The 16,452-nt window shown below is 38.2% G+C and carries 18 protein-coding genes and 1 riboswitch; of the genes, 9 read left to right on the top strand and 9 right to left on the bottom strand.

What is annotated here, in order from left to right; genetic code table 11:
• Window positions 1-322, bottom strand: a 322-nt coding sequence (locus tag H5161_RS19690; protein ID WP_182769908.1) for a hypothetical protein, incomplete at its 3' end; no start/stop codon positions are given.
• A gap of 121 nt (window positions 323-443) precedes the next feature.
• Here H5161_RS19690 and H5161_RS19685 point away from each other — a divergent pair.
• Window positions 444-827 (top strand): hypothetical protein, encoded by a 384-nt coding sequence (locus H5161_RS19685; RefSeq protein ID WP_101163136.1) that lies wholly within the window; start codon window positions 444-446, stop codon window positions 825-827.
• Between the two features lie 15 nt (window positions 828-842).
• Here the strand turns inward: H5161_RS19685 and H5161_RS19680 are convergent, their stop codons facing one another.
• Window positions 843-2,030 (bottom strand): tyrosine-type recombinase/integrase, encoded by a 1,188-nt coding sequence (locus tag H5161_RS19680; protein ID WP_182769907.1) that lies wholly within the window; start codon window positions 2,028-2,030, stop codon window positions 843-845.
• Window positions 2,031-2,341: 311 nt separating this feature from the next.
• Between H5161_RS19680 and H5161_RS19675 the strand changes: the two genes are divergently transcribed.
• A complete protein-coding gene (locus H5161_RS19675) occupies window positions 2,342-2,878 on the top strand; it encodes a YaeQ family protein (protein WP_024597137.1) in 537 nt (178 codons plus the stop codon).
• A gap of 183 nt (window positions 2,879-3,061) precedes the next feature.
• A complete protein-coding gene (locus tag H5161_RS19670; protein ID WP_004334986.1) occupies window positions 3,062-3,667 on the top strand; it encodes an alpha/beta fold hydrolase in 606 nt (201 codons plus the stop codon).
• Here H5161_RS19670 and H5161_RS19665 read toward each other — a convergent pair.
• Window positions 3,664-3,873: a hypothetical protein gene (locus tag H5161_RS19665; protein ID WP_024597139.1), complete on the bottom strand. Its 210-nt coding sequence runs from the start codon at window positions 3,871-3,873 to the stop codon at window positions 3,664-3,666. The genes H5161_RS19670 and H5161_RS19665 overlap by 4 nt on opposite strands.
• Window positions 3,874-4,206: 333 nt before the next feature.
• On the opposite strand from H5161_RS19665, the gene H5161_RS19660 reads away from it, so the two are divergent.
• The gene (locus H5161_RS19660) at window positions 4,207-4,680 is read left to right on the top strand and encodes a Dps family protein (protein WP_004334993.1); all 474 of its coding nucleotides are present in this window, start codon (window positions 4,207-4,209) and stop codon (window positions 4,678-4,680) included.
• 282 nt (window positions 4,681-4,962) lie between these two features.
• Here the strand turns inward: H5161_RS19660 and H5161_RS19655 are convergent, their stop codons facing one another.
• Window positions 4,963-7,905, bottom strand: coding sequence for a TonB-dependent receptor domain-containing protein (locus tag H5161_RS19655; RefSeq protein ID WP_182716496.1), 2,943 nt, complete (start codon window positions 7,903-7,905; stop codon window positions 4,963-4,965).
• A gap of 238 nt (window positions 7,906-8,143) precedes the next feature.
• Here H5161_RS19655 and H5161_RS19650 point away from each other — a divergent pair, with 238 nt between their 5' ends.
• The gene (locus H5161_RS19650) at window positions 8,144-8,896 is read left to right on the top strand and encodes a LytTR family DNA-binding domain-containing protein (RefSeq protein WP_182769906.1); all 753 of its coding nucleotides are present in this window, start codon (window positions 8,144-8,146) and stop codon (window positions 8,894-8,896) included.
• A gap of 22 nt (window positions 8,897-8,918) precedes the next feature.
• Here the strand turns inward: H5161_RS19650 and H5161_RS19645 are convergent, their stop codons facing one another.
• From H5161_RS19645 to H5161_RS19630, 4 genes are all read right to left on the bottom strand, one after another.
• Window positions 8,919-9,317 carry a hypothetical protein gene (locus H5161_RS19645; protein ID WP_182769905.1) on the bottom strand — a complete coding sequence of 133 codons (399 nt, stop codon included), beginning with the start codon at window positions 9,315-9,317 and terminating at the stop codon, window positions 8,919-8,921.
• 60 nt (window positions 9,318-9,377) lie between these two features.
• On the bottom strand, window positions 9,378-11,453 hold the full coding sequence (locus H5161_RS19640; RefSeq protein ID WP_182769904.1) for a S9 family peptidase: 2,076 nt from the start codon (window positions 11,451-11,453) through the stop codon (window positions 9,378-9,380).
• Between the two features lie 137 nt (window positions 11,454-11,590).
• A complete protein-coding gene (locus tag H5161_RS19635; protein ID WP_024597144.1) occupies window positions 11,591-12,154 on the bottom strand; it encodes a hypothetical protein in 564 nt (187 codons plus the stop codon).
• A 96-nt stretch (window positions 12,155-12,250) separates the two neighbouring features.
• A riboswitch (cyclic di-GMP riboswitch) is annotated at window positions 12,251-12,338 on the bottom strand.
• Window positions 12,339-12,426: 88 nt separating this feature from the next.
• Window positions 12,427-13,083, bottom strand: coding sequence for a cytochrome b/b6 domain-containing protein (locus H5161_RS19630; protein WP_007377891.1), 657 nt, complete (start codon window positions 13,081-13,083; stop codon window positions 12,427-12,429).
• 108 nt (window positions 13,084-13,191) lie between these two features.
• Between H5161_RS19630 and H5161_RS19625 the strand changes: the two genes are divergently transcribed.
• The 3 genes from H5161_RS19625 (at window position 13,192) to H5161_RS19615 (ending at window position 14,763) form a co-directional block, all read left to right on the top strand.
• Window positions 13,192-13,896, top strand: a complete 705-nt coding sequence (locus tag H5161_RS19625; protein ID WP_182769903.1) for an AzlC family ABC transporter permease — start codon at window positions 13,192-13,194, stop codon at window positions 13,894-13,896.
• A complete protein-coding gene (locus H5161_RS19620; RefSeq protein WP_004335020.1) occupies window positions 13,893-14,192 on the top strand; it encodes an AzlD domain-containing protein in 300 nt (99 codons plus the stop codon). Before H5161_RS19625 ends, H5161_RS19620 begins: the two co-directional genes overlap by 4 nt.
• Window positions 14,193-14,265: 73 nt before the next feature.
• Window positions 14,266-14,763, top strand: coding sequence for a glutathione peroxidase (locus tag H5161_RS19615; protein WP_182749548.1), 498 nt, complete (start codon window positions 14,266-14,268; stop codon window positions 14,761-14,763).
• A gap of 118 nt (window positions 14,764-14,881) precedes the next feature.
• On the opposite strand, the gene H5161_RS19610 is transcribed toward H5161_RS19615, so the two are convergent.
• Window positions 14,882-15,067 (bottom strand): PA3496 family putative envelope integrity protein, encoded by a 186-nt coding sequence (locus H5161_RS19610; protein WP_007579801.1) that lies wholly within the window; start codon window positions 15,065-15,067, stop codon window positions 14,882-14,884.
• A 387-nt stretch (window positions 15,068-15,454) separates the two neighbouring features.
• Here H5161_RS19610 and H5161_RS19605 point away from each other — a divergent pair, with 387 nt between their 5' ends.
• A complete protein-coding gene (locus tag H5161_RS19605; protein ID WP_182769902.1) occupies window positions 15,455-16,249 on the top strand; it encodes a YggN family protein in 795 nt (264 codons plus the stop codon).
• Window positions 16,250-16,452: the final 203 nt, after the last annotated feature.

Here is a 16,452-nt window from a genome sequence, read left to right as displayed (position 1 = left end):
AGTTTTTTGAGTTTTTTGAGTTTTTTGAGTTTTTTGAGTTTTTTAAAGCTAAAATTTTTTGGATATCTGCAAGTAATTTCTCATCATAACTCTGAACTAAAAACTCTTTAACCTCACCTAATAAAATTACTTTTTGTGGAGAGCATCCTCTTTTAATTACACTGACATTATGAGCGAGCCTTATTAAATTTTTTTGTTCTAACTCATCTAGGCAGTTCTTAAAATCTCTAGAACTAACCCCTATCATTTTATTAAGCTCTGCTAAAGAACATTCCAACATTTGCCCTTCAAGTTCAAATCCAAGACATAAGTACAGTTTCATAAAAGTCCAGTAAGAATTAGGAGACAAAGTAAGGATCTCTTCACTTGTTATAGAATTAATAGTACTCTCCAATTTTGAAAAACATCTCAGGTAACGTTACATGTCACAGAGGTAATTGGCAATGAGAAATACGAATGATAATAAAGTAAGTTTAATTTCATCATTTTTTGATGGATTAGATACTATACATAGAGAGTACTTTAAGACATGGGCATTATCGTATCTTTCTAAAAAGTCACCAGTTCATGCAAAAGCGTTTGAGCAATATTTGGCATCTGGGAATTCAGATAAATTAGATAAATACTTAGGCAAAAATAACAATAAAGGATTATTCCAAGCTGCTTGGCGACAAGCCAAAAGACGTAAATTTAATAAAGAACAAATAACACTAAACTTGAATCGCAGTGACTATAATAAGCTCCGATCCAGTGCCACTAGAAACAAGATGAATATGACCCAATATTTAATTAAGTTGATTATTGATAATGATAAGGGCGTATTATAGCTTGAATCAATCCGTCTATTTCTCATGCATGCCTTCGCAAATGAACTCACTCCACCAGCTCATTATAGACCTACGTTTTTCAAGGTAATCAGAGCGGTTATATGCCGCTCTTGTTTCATTTTCATCTGCGTGGGCTAAACAGGCTTCGACCAAAAGGCTATCGTAACCTTTTTCATGAAGGGCTGTAGAAGCAACGGAACGCAAGCCATGAGCCACCAGCTTATCTTTGTAGCCTAAGCTTCGCTTTATAGCTGCATTAACTGTGTAGGTACTGGCATGGCTCTTTTCATTACGCTCACTCGGGAATACATATTCATGGTGACCGCTGAGTGGTTTCATTTGTTCAAGTATTGCCAAAGTAGCAGGCGTTAAAGGTACTCGGTGCACTCTTCTGCGCTTCATTTCTTCAGCAGGGATCACCCATACAGCATCTTCAATATTAATATCGGCCCACTTAGTGCCTGCGGCTTCCTTTGAGCGAGTCATAGTGTGCAATTGCCACAAAATTAAAAGCTTTGTTTTGTTCTGAATGGTTTGTGAGCCATTCAGAGCGGTTAAAAAATCAGGTAGTTCTTCGGGTCTAATAGTAGCCATGTGCTCTACTGTATTTTTGGTAAATACTTTTATAATTTTTGCTAGTGGATTGGCATTGATAAAACCATGATTTACCGAGTAATCCATGATCTGGTTTAAGCTTTGGCAAATACGCTTAATTGTGGAGTGTTTTCCGTCAGTCTCAAGTGGTCTGAGAATTTCAATGGTATCAATCGCTGTAATGTTTTCTAAAGGCGTGTCTTTCAACTTGGGGAAAATATACATCTCAAGCGTTCGCCATTCCCTAGCTGCGTGATGAGGCGTCACAGTAGGCTGTTTGCGTTCAAACCAAAGCTCTGCGGCAGCATAAAATGTATTAGCTAGCTTCCTACTTGCTTCAAGCTTTTTCGCACTTTCGTATTCTTTAGGGTCAGTGCCTTTAGCTAAAAGCTGCATATAGTTTACTGCCACACTTCTGGCTTCAGCTAGAGTAACAGCAGGATAAGCACCTAAAGAAATTTTGGTAACTTTTTTATTAACTGTATATTTAAACCGCCAAGATTTAGTCCCATTCGCCCTAACGCGCAACACTAAGCAATTACCATCTGAAAAGGTTTGTTCTTTGCTTGTGGCTATAATTGATTTTATCTTGCGATCAGTTAAACGCATATTTCGCATAACCTATATATTCAGTTAATCACATGAGTATATAGTATTTTTAAAGCTGGGGGTACTGAGTGGGGTACTGAATGGTTCGGATTTAGTAATCATCATGCGGAATGTGGCGGAATGAAATAACGACAAACCACTGATTTTATTTATAAAAAATTCTTTCTGCGTATGCTGATGGAAGTTAATGCAAGCGCCCAGGGAACCACTGGATAGCCATTTTTAACTCCTAACGTATAATTAACCGCTATTTTAACTGGCAATTCATTTAATTGCGCTATACTGGCGCAAATTTTTTCAGATTAGTTGTTATGGCTCTTAAATCCACCATTATGAAAGTGCAGTTATCGCTTAGCGATATGGACCGCCACGTTTATCAAGATTTTAATTTAACCTTGGCTCAACACCCATCAGAAACCGATCAGCGGTTGATGATTCGCTTACTCGCTTTTGCGCTAAATAGCTGTGATGGTTTAGAATTTACTAAAGGGTTAAGTGCAGATGATGAGCCTGAACTTTGGCATGTAAGCTATAGTGAAGAAATAGAACTATGGGTTGAACTTGGCTTACCAGATGAGAAACGCCTTAAAAAAGCCTGTAATAAATCTAAAAAAGTGGTGCTATATACTTATGGTGAAAACAATCAAGCAATTTGGTGGCAAAAACATCAACCTAAATTGTATGAATTTAAAAATCTAAGTATTTTTAGCCTTGATTACGCAGCAACACAAGCACTTGCTGCTTTGGTTGATCGTGGAATTAAGCTCGCCATTTCCATTCAAGATGGTGAAGTATGGGTAAATACCGATACAACCAATATTGAAATAAAACCGCTACAGTTAATGTAATTACGGTAGTTATACCAATTGCATTAAATTAGTTATCTATTATAGCGACAAATAAATAAGTCGATAACAAGGCGAAAATTATGACATATAGTTGTTCTATCTAAATAATTTTTAACGCAGGTAGCGGATTATTTAATACGCTAGGATGATCATGTTTTTAATAAAATTGGTATTAGGGAGCATATGAAAGTTAAACACGTTATTGTTTTACATGGCTTGTATATGTCTGGCTTTGTTATGCGCCCACTTTGTTCACGACTTGAAGAGTCGGGTATGACGGTATTAAACATTACCTATAATACGCTCGACCCTCACCGCGATACCATATTTGCACAAATTGATGAGTGTATTTCTAACGAACCTGCAGCGCTTGTATGCCACTCAATGGGAGGGCTGATTGCACGTGCTTACCTAGAGGCAAACTCTCCTGCTAGCCAGAATATTACGAAGGTAATTACACTGGGTACTCCACATAAAGGCAGCCATATAGCGCAAAAAATGAAGCAAAAAGGGTTTGAATCATTTTTAAAAAATAGTGTTGAATTTTTGCTTACTAAAAATGGTAATTGGCCTTTTAAAGCTAAGCTTTATAGTATCGCAGGGGATTTACCTATTGGGCTTATGCCTTTAATAGTCAAAGGTAGCCAGTCAGATGGCACTGTATTACTAGATGAAACCAAACTTAAAGGTATGGCCGAACATAAAGTGTTTCATTTAAGCCATACCAGTATGATTTACTCGCGCCAAGTACTCGATTACATTTTAAAGTGCTTAAACGAGAAAGATTAATCCTCAGCATTGGCTGCTATTTTATAACTAATTAAAAATATCACAGCCAGTATCAGCGGAATGGGCGCCGCAATGTAACCAAAAAAATCTGAGTTCGCAAAGCTTGCTCCTGCTAAGTGCGCGACTAGCCCAAGCACAAATGCGATGACTGCAATTCCTACCACGATTAACTCTGCTTTATTTTGTTTCGCTGTTTTTGCATGCATGTTATCTCTCCTAATTATTTCGACAACATTATTATGCGCCGTTAGGGTGGATGATTTTTGACCTACATCAATAAAAAAATAGCTAAGTTATTACCTTGAATAAAGTTTGTTTTAGATCATGATTTATATGCTTCTGGGTTTTATTTATTTTTGAGGGGTAGTATTTTTATTAATCAGTCCCATTTCTATTAATAGTCTAAAGTGAATACAGGTATCAAAACAGCTAATAGGTTAAAACTATTAACTAGATACATTTAAACGATTTTACTAATTTATAGAAATTAGTAATACTTATCACAAGTTCACAAACAAACGGTTATTCAGGAGCAAGTTATGTCACATGTAAACGCAATTGGTCTAAACAGCGCAAAAAGCGAAGACATCATAAAGTCACTCAATACATTATTGAGTAGCTACCAGATTCAATACATGAATGCGCGTGGTTTTCACTGGAATATTAAAGGCCGTAACTTTTTTGAACTACACGTTAAGTTTGAAGAAATTTATAACTTGCTACTTCTAAAAGTAGATGAAGTTGCAGAACGTATTTTAACGTTAGATGGCGCACCACTACATGCATTTTCTGATTACCTTGAAGTAAGTAAAATTAAAGAAGCTAAAGGTATTAGTGATGGTGTTACAGCCGTAGAAAACCTACTTGCTGGTTACAGTACATTAATTCACATGCAGCGTGATATTTTAAGCCAAGCTGGTGATGCAGACGATGAAGGTACAGCCTCACTAATGAGCGATTACATTTCAGAGCAAGAGAAACTGGTTTGGATGCTAAAGGCTTACTTAGACTAAACCAGCAAAAAAAAGCCCTCAATGAAGAGGGCCACAAATAGGGATAAATCGTTAAATAATCAAGCGATTCGGTTACTATATTAGCCTCCTCCCAATACTAAACAACGCCCCTGTTACCAGTGGCGTTGTTTTGGGTTTAAGTGGGTGTAATGCTCATATATTGGGATAAACAATGTATAAGCATTACTACTACATTATTTTTCCCCATGAAAAAGCCCCAGCAATACTGAGGCTTTGTGAACGTTACGAATTAAGTAACTATATTAGTGTCGTTATTGTTGGTTAGAATTTACTTCTAAAACCTATGTAGAATGATTGACCAATTGGGTCATACGTACCTGCATCTGTTTCAGTACCAGTACTTGAACCGCTCACACCCGATAAAATGCGTGGTGGCTCTTTATCAAATAAGTTACTCGCACCAGCGTAAAGCTCTGTTGAATCGCTGATATGGTAACTTGCTTGAACATCATGATATGTCACTGAACCAATCCCTACTCCACCTGGAGCAATACCAAAACCACTTAAGAATTGATCATCAAAGTCTGCAGCGCCAATGTAAGTTAAGCTCCAGTTAAAATCAAAGTCGTTAAGTTTATAACCAAAGTTCCAGTTAGCTTTATGCTCTGATGCACCAATTTCTCCAGCAAACTCATCTTTATCAGCGCCTGGAAGTGGGATGCTATAACCATCAATTAGGTAAGTATAAGCAAGGCGAGTTCTAAACGCACCTGGGCCAATATCAGTAGAGTACGTTAGTGTTAAATCAACACCTTCTGTACCTAAACCACCACTGTTAGATACACCACTGTCAATAAACTCTAGTGAACCAGCACTATTATTACCTGATGGCGCACTACGACGAGTTACAAAGTCACAAAAGCTTGTATCGCCACCACCATAACATTGGTCAAGAATAAACTGACGAGGTGTTGATACGATTGCATCTGTAATTTCGATATCAAAGTAATCAAGCGTAATGTCTAGGCCTGATATTAGATTTTCTGGTGTAAATACTAAACCTACTGTTACAGAGTCACCAACTTCTTCTTTTAAATCTTGGTTGCCACGGTTAAAACCACTAATACCTTGTAAGTCAGACTGGTTAAGCGTGAACTCGCCATTTGAGGCGATATTAGTTGTAACACCAACATCTGTACGACAAGCATCACCTGCAGCACCACCGCCACTATTAGTAACACCTAAACATGGATCGTTTAAACCACTTGGGAAAGTTTGTGAAGGTGGAGAAAATAGTTCATCGATATTTGGAGCACGTGTTGAACGTGCACGGGTAGCACGTAAACGTAAGCTATCCATTACTTCCCAGTCTATACCCACGTTCCAACTTTCAGTATTGCCTACTGTTGAGTAGTCAGACAAACGAACTGCTGCATTCATTGTTACAGAATCAAGCACGGGGATGTTTGCTTCTACATAATATTCAGTTACATCAAACGAGCCTTCTGTTGCTGGAATTGCATTACCCGCATTAAGGCCAGCTTGCTGTAGAGCATCAAATTCACTACGTGAGAACTCTTCACGGTATTCAAAACCAGCAGCGATACCTACCGTACCTGCCGGTAAATCAAATAAATCACCTGAAATATTACCACCAATGATTTCTTGCTCAACCGACGTTGAAAGTGAGCTAGGTGCACTTACAAAATCAATAGCACCTTGCGATAGCGAATTGAAACCGTAAATGTCTACCGGCGCACAGTTAAAGCCACGTGCTGTCGCATCGATACAAATAGCCTCATCAGTAATACCATCACCATCTAAATCTTGGCTATCGATAACAGCCTCTAAACCTTGACGAAAGCTTTGTACGTTAACTAAACCACCAGAAACTTGCTGCTCTTTTGTTTTACCGTATACATAGTAAGTATCGTAGAACCAACCATCTGCTATTTCACCTTGAAAGCCTAGTGCTAAACGGAATGTGTCACGCTCAGCTCGTGCTCCACGGTTACCGATATCACTTAAGCGCTTTGCAAAAAAGATATCACGCATACCATCACCGTCGGTGTCGGTTGCTGCGTTATATATATCATCAGGTACAAATGCGTTACGCAATATTTCACCGTTTACATTAAATTCAATTGGTACTTGGCCATTTGCATAGATGTCGTCAGAGGCAAAAGGAAATGGCTCTAATTCAGAAACGGTTGTTGTTGCAGCGTAAGTACCTTCATAAAAAAAGCTATGCTTGTCGCTTAGCTCGTAGCTACCATTTGAGGCAAATAAGTAACGTTCTGTAGGTATCGCTATCGTACGTACGCCACTTCGGTTAAAACCATTTGCAGCTACGCCATCGCCACCGTTAGTACTAAACGAGTTTTGTAGGGTGTTTGCATCATTAAACGTAAATGTTTCATCCCCAGCGCTAAAGCGACCCTGTGGCGGAAATGAAGATAAAAATGGACTTACAGCATCAAATACAGAGCCTGGGTTTGCTACTGGATCATCTTCAAAGAAGATACCTGAAAATTGGTCTACTGCCGAGCGGTCACGGTCACGTGAAAAAACAGCACCTTGATCAGAATACCCAAGATGGAACATCGCGTGCCCTTTCCCATCTGAGCTTGATAAGCCTGAGGTAAAGTTAAATTGGCGTGATTCATCATCGCCTTCGCTTGATTCACCATATTGGCCTTCGAATTCAATACCTTCAAAATCATCTTTTAGTACAAAGTTAACTACACCAGCAACAGCGTCAGAACCATAAACAGATGAAGCACCACCTGTCATAATTTCAACACGTTCGATGAATTGACTCGGAATAGTATTTAAATCGACAGCAGAGCTACCTGGTACACCTGATACATAACGACGACCATTCACTAAAACCAATGTGCGGTTAGAGCCTAAATTACGTAAATCAACAGTAGCAACACCCGCACTTGCGGTATTAAAGTTTGAGTTAGTACGGCTAATAGCTGGTGTACCAAATGCAGGGTTCTCTAATAATAAGTCTTGAATATTTAACGACCCTGATGCATCAATAGCAGCACTATCTACAACTTGAATAGGAGCCGATGACATTGCCTCAGCTGAACGAATTCGAGAACCTGTAACTTGTACGCGTTCTATTTTAGTTATTTCGTCATCTTCTGCTGCAACACCTTGAAATGAAAAGCTTGCAAGTATCGCGCTGCTTAGCGCAACTGTTAACGACGATTTTTTAAATAATCGCGCGCTACCTTTGTTAGTTAATGTCATATAATTCCCCTGAATTGTTATTTTTGTAACTAAATGGTTACTTCGCGGATTACAGTAAGGGGATTTATTTAAACACTCTACGGGCATTATTTATGAGGCGTAGTCTTTGGTACGAATAGCAGGTTTTATGGGATGAATCAGTACGTCACAATTATTTTATAAATATATTGTACTTTTCATAACAGTTTTTCCGCTAAGCACGGTCTTTGTTACTATATACAGCAAGAGATATAAAATAATGATCGCTTCTTTTCATGCATTAACTTTTGTTAGTAACACTAAGTTTGCAACATTTTTAACAAAGGGTGTGCAAGATCACCGACACTTTGAATCTCAATCTTTTCTTCAAACAAATAGATTAGATCAAATAGACACAGATCAATACAATGTACTGTTTTACGAACTAACCAACCTAGCTGACCCTATGCAAATAGTGCATTTAACTGAGCTTGCTAAAAAGCTGAAGTTAGTCATTATTGCTCAATCGGGACATTTTGCGAGTTTTGCCTTTGAAGTTGGCGCTGTAGATTTTTTAATATTAGATTCAACTGCATCACGTATTGATAAATGCTTTGATAAGCTGATTCACCTTTGCCCGATTGCAAGTGCGGCCGAACGCCAATACCAGCAAAGCACACAAGCTGAAAAGCCATCATCACACATTGTGGTTAAAGATGTCGGTAAGGTAAGGCTAATTGATATCAATGATATTATTTGGATAAATGGCGCGGGCAACTATGTAGAGCTGCATTTTACCCAAGGTAATACGCCGGTACTACATCGCGAAACCATGAAAAATATTGAACAACAACTAGAACCACAAGGGTTTGTTCGCATTCATCGCTCAACGCTGGTAAGAAGACAAGCTATTTGCGAACTGATGCCTACTGACAGTGGCGATTATAAAGTAAGGCTGAAAAACGATATGTGTTTAAACCTTTCACGGCGCTATAAAGGGTGTTTAGAGAGTATTATAAGCCCTTTTCAATAGCGGTTTATAATACTCATGTTAGTTACCAGTTCTGTTTTATATAACTGTCATTTGGGTGCACTAATAAATAGCTTTCGGTATCTTTATAAAAATTAACTTCTACATCGCTATTTTTCCATACTTTTTCAAACATATTTTTAGCTATGATATTAATGTTTATATAATCAACTCGTTGATAGCCACGTTCTTTTACACCGGCAAAATAGGCCTCTAATGAATCGAGGCCATCCAAAGTTAACAGCTCAAACTCTTTTAAATTAACAACCACAAACTTAATCGTATTTTCAGGGTGAGTGCTCAACTCCTGAACAACTCCATTAGTTAACAGCGTAATGCCTTCATTGTTAAAGCTCCCCTTTAATTCTAAATACATCAGAGGGGGCTGTGAACAAATCTGAAATTCACCATGTGCTCCAAACATAAATCGCCTTACATATATCAACTTCTATATATAGGATAATACAATTTTCTGATTTTGCAGTTAATTTAATAAAGCAATAAAAAAGGCCATTTCGAGTGCTTTTTCCTCTAAACTTTTAAAGCGACCTGATGCACCACCGTGCCCTGCATCCATATCGGTTTTAAATACTAAAATATTACTATCTGTTTTAAGCTCACGCATTTTTGCAACCCACTTCATAGGCTCCCAATACTGCACTTGTGAGTCATGAAGGCCGGTAGTAACGAGTATGTTCGGATAGTTTTGGGCGCGAATATTGTCATACGGCGAGTAAGCTTCAATTACATCATAAAACTGAGGCTCATTTGGATTACCCCATTCATCGTATTCATTTGTTGTGAGCGGAATACTCTCATCAAGCATCGTGGTTAATACATCTAAAAATGGTACATGACAGCCAACACCGCAATATAACTCTGGTGCTTGGTTTACAACTGCCCCCATCAGTAAACCACCTGCACTGCCGCCTGAGGCAAATACCTTGCTGCTATCACAATAGCCTTGTGCAACAAGCGCTTTTGTCACATCAATAAAGTCACTAAAGCTATTTTGTTTATACTCTTTTTTACCTTGTTCGTACCACTGACGACCTAGCATTTCAGAGCCTCGAACATGTGCTATTACATAAACAAAACCACGATCGAGCAAGCTCAGCGATGAACTTGAAAAACTAGGATCAATCGTATAGCCATAGGCGCCATAGCCGTATTGAAATAACGGATTTGTGCCATCTTTTTTAAAGCAGTCTTTTCGATAAACAACCGATACGGGTACTTTCACTCCGTCGCGAGCAGTGACCATTAATCGCTCCGACTGATAGTCATCGGCATTAAAACTACCGAGTACTTTTTGCTGTTTAAGTAGTGTTTTTTCGCCGGTTGCTAAATCAACATCATATAAAGAACCTGGTGTTGTTAAGCTTGAGTAATAAATACGCGCAGTGCGAGTGTCTGGCTCTGGGTTCATTGCTATTGCAGCATAATAACAAGGATCGGCAAACTCAAGTGCCATACGATCCCCTTGCCTATTAACAACTACAAATCGAGCTTGCCCTTGTTCGCGTTCACTCAATACTAAAAAGTCATTAAATAACTCGACACCTTCAAGCAGGACATTTTCTCTGTGAGCTGTATGCTCAACCCATTGTGTTTTATCAGCAATCGTTTCGTTTGTTGCCGTCATTAATCTAAAGTTTTTAGCTTGCCAGTTAGTCACAATATAAAATGTGTCACCTAGCTTATCTACGTCAAACTCGTGGCCATCTTCACGCGGCATTAATGCTTTAAATTCGCCAGTGGGATTATTAGCATCAAGCACCCATGTATCGTTGGTCTCTGTCGATGCTAAATCAATAATAATTAAGCTTTCATCGCGGCTTTTACCAAGTCCCATAAAAAAGCTGCTGTCTTGCTCTTCGTAGACCATTACGTCTTGGCTTTGCTCGCTGCCAAGCTCATGCCTAAATACTTGGTATCCTAATAGCGTTTTTAAATCTTTTTTTACATAAAAAACAGTTTTATTGTCGTTAGCCCAAACAACTTGTCCTTCTGTATTTTCAAGCACATCAGGAAGCATTTCACCGGTCGCTAAGCTTTTAAAGCGAACATTATAAATACGACGACCTTCAGTATCTTCAGAGTAAGCCATAAGCTGCTCGCATGGGCTTAGTGCGACTTCGCCCAGCTCAAAAAACTCAAATCCTTCAGCTAATACATTCACATCGAGTAAAAGCTCTTTATTATCGGCCTTTATGCTCGTACTTCTATAATGACGCGAGTATTCATCATCACCACGAACTTCTGAGTGATACCAGTATTTCCCGTCTTTAACGGGTACCGAATTATCATCTTTTACAATGCGTGCTTTTAACTCTTCAAAAAGTGTATTTTGTAGTGGCTTCATAGCAGCTAACTGTTCATCGCAGTACGCATTTTCAGCATGTAAATGCGCAAGTACTTGCTCACCCTGGCGATCGTCATCGCGCATCCAATAGTAATTATCGGTACGTATTTTATTGTGGGTACTTAATGTATGGGCTTGCTGTTTAGCAATCGGGAAATTAGGTAATAAACTTAAAGAGTAGTCAGGACGAGACACAACAAAACCAATTAAAAAAATAATGTGATTTGCAGTTTATCATAAAAATAAAAAAGCCCATCCAATAGTTGGATGGGCTAAAACGGTAAACGCTTCATTACTAAAACCGCTATACCTTTGGGAAGATAATTTAAGCTTTATATTTGCTGCCAAGCCATAGCCCAGCTTTGCCCTACACCGGGTTCGAACATAGACTTATTATCGTCATTCGTGCGGCAAAACTCATTAAATGGCCAAGGCCTGCATTGATACACATGCCCAGTTTTTGGCTGCAATACCTTTGTACCCGCATTATAGTTTTCACAATTTTCAGGGTACACGTAATCATAAGTATCAAGGTTCTTAACAACACGCTCATCGCATTTTGCAATACAATGAAAGTCGACGTGTGCTTTACATATACCACTGCTTTGCAAAGCAAAAATTTCATTATTTCTATAGGCTACAATTAAACCCTGTTCGGTCATTTTACCTGCGCTAACCAGAGGAACATGCACATTAATATGCTCGGCAACTAAACGTGGCCATGCGTGAGGCTCACCTTGCTCAAGCGAGGTGATCTTGTAATCAAATGATAAACTAACCAGCTCTCCTTGCATGTCGTAAAAGGTTACACTCACCACATCACCAATAAATAATTGGGTATGATGATTTAAGCAACCTATTGTTGACCACTTTCCACAGGCCAACGACGTATGCATAAACACGGCAACACCTTAAGAGTTACAAAATTTTATCCATAGACTATGGATACACAAAAAATACACTGAGGGCAAGTGATACATAACAACACGTTATGCAGTAGTCCCGCTACCATAGCTTTTAAAAAGCCTTAGACCGGAAACTTTGCGTCCTAACCTTTCGGCTAGTTTGCCAGCAATGCGGCGATTATAATTCGACCCCGCATAACAATCAAACAAAAGAATGTAACCAAAAACAAAAACCAACCCTTTAAGGTTGGTTTAATGTGTTTTTAACTAAACAAATAAGTTAAAGGCTCTTTCGCCCACGTAAATACCAGCAACACCAATAAAGATATAAATATTAACCACGCAGGCCAAGACGCTTTAGTTACTTTAGCCTCAGAGTCATCCGCTTTTAACTCTTTTGAGCCTGTGATCATCGCCTTAACTAGCGGTTTGCCTTTTATTCTATAAATGATAATAGCCAATACGTGCAAGCCAATAGCATAAAGTAAAATGTCAAAATTCAGCTCATGTAGCCAATTGGCAAAATCAATCGTATCGCTAGACACATATTGAGCAAGCGGCCCGTCAGTTAAAATACCATCACTGCTCATTAAGCCACTTACAAGTTGCGTTATGATCAATATAAAAAAAACTATCACCATACAGCTGCCGGGTGCTGAATGGCCTAACGATTCGCTTGGTGTTTTTAGCGCCTTTAAAATAGCACGAGGAGAGTGCAGTAACCCACTTAATCTCGCGGTTTTACTACCAATAACACCCCATATTAAACGTGTTACTATAAGTGCTAAAGTAAAAAAACCAGCGACAAAGTGAAGCTCAATCATGCCCTCTTCAATACTAAAATAAAGCACTGCAATACTTACAACCAAAAACCAATGAAAGCATCTAATAAACCCATCCCACACTTTTAACGTCGTCATTGTGCCTATCCTTAAAAAAAACAGTATTATTTAATTTGTTAACTACTTTAACATCATAATATTAAGGTATCCTTATGAGCCATTCTACAAGCCGTGAGAGTAAATATCATGCAACCAGTTAAAAAAGCTATTTTAAAAGGCTTTTTAGATATGCTACCACTGTGTTTAGCCGTTGTTCCTTGGGGTATTTTATGCGGCTCTTTAGCGATTCAAAATGGTTTTAGCGCCTTTGAAACCCAAGCAATGTCGTTATTAGTATTTGCAGGCTCTGCACAGCTTGTTGCGATTGAACTTATGGCGGGCAACACACCATTGCTCACAATTTTATTCACAACATTTATTATTAGCTCTCGGCACTTTTTATACGGTTTAGCTGTGCGTCATAAGGTCATTGATCAACCTATGCGTTGGCGCTTACCGGTGAGCTTTGTTTTAACCGACGAGCTGTTTGCGTTTTCTCATCATCGAAAAGCATATAGAACAAAAACACGCTTAATATACGCATTGAGCGCTGGTTTTAGCTTTTATATTGCATGGAATATTTGGACGTTAATTGGCATTGTAGCGGGCACAATACTGCCCGACTTAACTAATTTAGGGCTCGACTTTGCGATTGCTGCCACGTTTATCGCGTTGGTTATTCCGGGAATCAAAAATTTGGCCTCACTCGTTACGGTAATTGTAGCAGGCGTTAGCGCAACGCTTTTAAAAAGTACCGGATTTGAGTTATGGCTTGTTTGCTCAGCGCTGCTGGCAATGGCCGCAGGTTATAGCACAGCAAGGCTAACCGCTAAAAAGGAAGCAACGCTATGATGACAACTATTTTACTCATGGCGTGCATTACATTTTTTACGCGTTATTTATTTTTACACCGCGCTTTACCGTTTAAAGTAGGTCCTAAAATGCAGCAATTTTTAAGCTTTAGCGCACCTGCGGTGCTTACAGCAATTTGGGTGCCTATCGTGTTTTTGAATGAAGATGGCATTAACTTAAACTGGCAAAACCCTTATTTAAGCGCAGCGATAGTCGCCATCATTGTTGCCTATAAAACACATAATATTTATTACACAACGCTTGCCGGTATGGGGCTATTTCTGATTTTAAATTAGAGCGCTCTTTATACTTTATGAAATACTGTACTCAGGTTAAAATACCTATAACAATAATAAAAAAGACGCCAATATGCACAAATTCCATCAATTAAGCGCAACAAGCTTGCAGGGTCAACCTATTAACTTTAGTGATTTTGAAGGTAAGGTTGTGCTTATTGTTAATACCGCAAGTAAATGTGGATTTACCTACCAATACGAGTCGCTGCAAGCTTTGCATAATAAATATGCCAGCCAAGGTTTAGTTATTTTAGGGTTTCCGTGTAATCAATTTGGTCAGCAAGAACCCGGCGACGCTACACAAATAGAGCAAGGGTGTTTAATTAATTTTGGTGTGAGTTTTTTAATGGCGGCCAAAGTAGATGTAAACGGTAAGCATGCTCACCCAGTCTTTCGTTTTTTAAAATCGGCTTTACCTGGTTTTTTAACACGTAAAATAAAGTGGAATTTTACTAAATTTTTAATTGCTGCAGATGGCACGCCAATTAAACGTTATGCACCTTTTACTAAACCAGAAAAGCTAGAACTTACAATTCAAAAAGCTTTGGCACAAACTAAAAATGCGCTTTAAAAAGTAATAAAGAGGCGCAAGGCCTCTTTATTGCCAATACTACTGAAACTTAAACATACGCATAACTGCACATTTAAACTCTCAATATTAATTGGTATTTTATTTATACTAGTGAAATTTAATCGGTGTAATCGCTTAAATCATCTTCGCCTAGATTTTTACGCAAGCGTTTTTGCTCAAGGTAGTCTTCCAACTTCTTTTTAACCTTTTGCTTGTTCTTATCGTGTTGATTACGGCCGAGCATTTCGTACTCGTCTTCAACAAAATCGTCATCTAGCGCATCGTAACTAAATGTCTTACCCACAACCCACTCCATAAAGTGTTTGAGACCAACCAAGGATTTTATTATCGCAATAGTCGGTAAAATTAAAATGTTTAACGTCAAAATGCTGTGCAAATTAACATCAAAATAAAGCCACGTGACTACTGTAAATAGTCTTCATGTCAGTAATGTGAATAAATAGCGCTAAATTTGAATTGAGGAAAGTGAGAGTTTTTTATCGTATCGATAAATAAAATTTATTAATTTTTATTAGTTAGCCAATTTGACTAAAAAATAGTTATTTATTAATTAATTTCATTTACTAAAAAACAAACAAAAACAGTTAAGCATATGTTTTATATTAAAAAATAAAACTGGCATCAAACTTGTTATTAATTAATCGTCATCAACAAAAAGTAGAGAACAAACATGAAAAAATTACTATTAGTTAGCGCATTAATTTGTTCACCAGCCGCTATGGCTCATAACGATAACGATTCTGCAATTTCATTTAGTAATGATGAATGTAACGTCGAATTTAAAAATGATGTGCGCATTAAGCCAAACGAATTGGAAATTTTTACCGCCAACAATAAAACCATGCAGTTTAATAGCCATGGTGACTTAACCGTAAATGGCGAACTTGTAGCGCTGAATAGTTCGCAGCGCGACGCGCTAACCAAGTACTCTGATAGCTTACGCACTCAATTACCTGAAGTAGCTAATATAGCGCTTGAGGGTGTTAAAATTGCCGGAGTAGCATTAGAAGAAGTAGGCAATGCATTTAATATTGACGGTCTTGATAATATGTCTGAGCTTATGGATGACATTAAAATCGAAGTAGAAAACACATTTTACCAGCAAGGTACATTTGTGATGGGCCAACAAAGTTTTAATCAATTTGGCGAAAACTTTGAACAACAATTTGAGCAGCAGATAGAAACAGCGGTTGAATCAGCAGTGATGCAATCAATGGGCAGTATTTTAGTAGCTTTAGGTTCTGAGTTACTTGGTTCAGGCGGTGATATGGATGCCTTTGAACAACGTATGGAAAATATGGGTGCACAAATAGAAGAAAAAGTAGAGCTACATGCAAGCGCACTTGAAGAACGTGCCAACTCTTTATGTGGAAACTTTGCTGATATTGCAAAACAAGAAGAGCAATTAGTAATGCAAGTGCCTGAGCTTGAAGGTTACCAGTTATTTAGCTTTAAACAAAATTAGTACAGCAAACGTTATTTAACATCCCTTTGGCAGCACTTAAGTTTACTTAAATGCTGCTTTTTTGTGTTTCGCAAACTTATACCAACCTGCATAAATCTTTGATCAATTTAACGAATTAAATTGCACTATAACGTCGTTAAAAATTTTTTATTTAGAACAACTAGATACAAAAACTTTTGCCTAGTTCTAGCGTAATTTTCTTA

The organism is Pseudoalteromonas sp. SG43-5, assembly GCF_014164345.1.
Taxonomy (GTDB): Bacteria; Pseudomonadota; Gammaproteobacteria; order Enterobacterales; family Alteromonadaceae; genus Pseudoalteromonas; species Pseudoalteromonas distincta.
This window is presented reverse-complemented; position numbering and strand designations above follow the sequence as displayed.

Excerpts from the sequence above, each read along its gene's own strand:
- H5161_RS19660 (WP_004334993.1), top strand. The coding sequence starts at position 4,207 with ATGTCACATGTAAACGCAATTGGTCTAAACAGCGCAAAAAGCGAAGAC.
- H5161_RS19630 (WP_007377891.1), bottom strand. The coding sequence starts at position 13,083 with ATGACGACGTTAAAAGTGTGGGATGGGTTTATTAGATGCTTTCATTGG.
- H5161_RS19655 (WP_182716496.1), bottom strand. The coding sequence starts at position 7,905 with ATGACATTAACTAACAAAGGTAGCGCGCGATTATTTAAAAAATCGTCG.
- H5161_RS19680 (WP_182769907.1), bottom strand. The coding sequence starts at position 2,030 with ATGCGTTTAACTGATCGCAAGATAAAATCAATTATAGCCACAAGCAAA.
- H5161_RS19615 (WP_182749548.1), top strand. The coding sequence starts at position 14,266 with ATGCACAAATTCCATCAATTAAGCGCAACAAGCTTGCAGGGTCAACCT.
- H5161_RS19685 (WP_101163136.1), top strand. The coding sequence starts at position 444 with ATGAGAAATACGAATGATAATAAAGTAAGTTTAATTTCATCATTTTTT.
- H5161_RS19650 (WP_182769906.1), top strand. The coding sequence starts at position 8,144 with ATGATCGCTTCTTTTCATGCATTAACTTTTGTTAGTAACACTAAGTTT.
- H5161_RS19670 (WP_004334986.1), top strand. The coding sequence starts at position 3,062 with ATGAAAGTTAAACACGTTATTGTTTTACATGGCTTGTATATGTCTGGC.
- H5161_RS19675 (WP_024597137.1), top strand. The coding sequence starts at position 2,342 with ATGGCTCTTAAATCCACCATTATGAAAGTGCAGTTATCGCTTAGCGAT.
- H5161_RS19635 (WP_024597144.1), bottom strand. The coding sequence starts at position 12,154 with ATGCATACGTCGTTGGCCTGTGGAAAGTGGTCAACAATAGGTTGCTTA.
- H5161_RS19605 (WP_182769902.1), top strand. The coding sequence starts at position 15,455 with ATGAAAAAATTACTATTAGTTAGCGCATTAATTTGTTCACCAGCCGCT.
- H5161_RS19665 (WP_024597139.1), bottom strand. The coding sequence starts at position 3,873 with ATGCATGCAAAAACAGCGAAACAAAATAAAGCAGAGTTAATCGTGGTA.
- H5161_RS19620 (WP_004335020.1), top strand. The coding sequence starts at position 13,893 with ATGATGACAACTATTTTACTCATGGCGTGCATTACATTTTTTACGCGT.
- H5161_RS19625 (WP_182769903.1), top strand. The coding sequence starts at position 13,192 with ATGCAACCAGTTAAAAAAGCTATTTTAAAAGGCTTTTTAGATATGCTA.
- H5161_RS19645 (WP_182769905.1), bottom strand. The coding sequence starts at position 9,317 with ATGTTTGGAGCACATGGTGAATTTCAGATTTGTTCACAGCCCCCTCTG.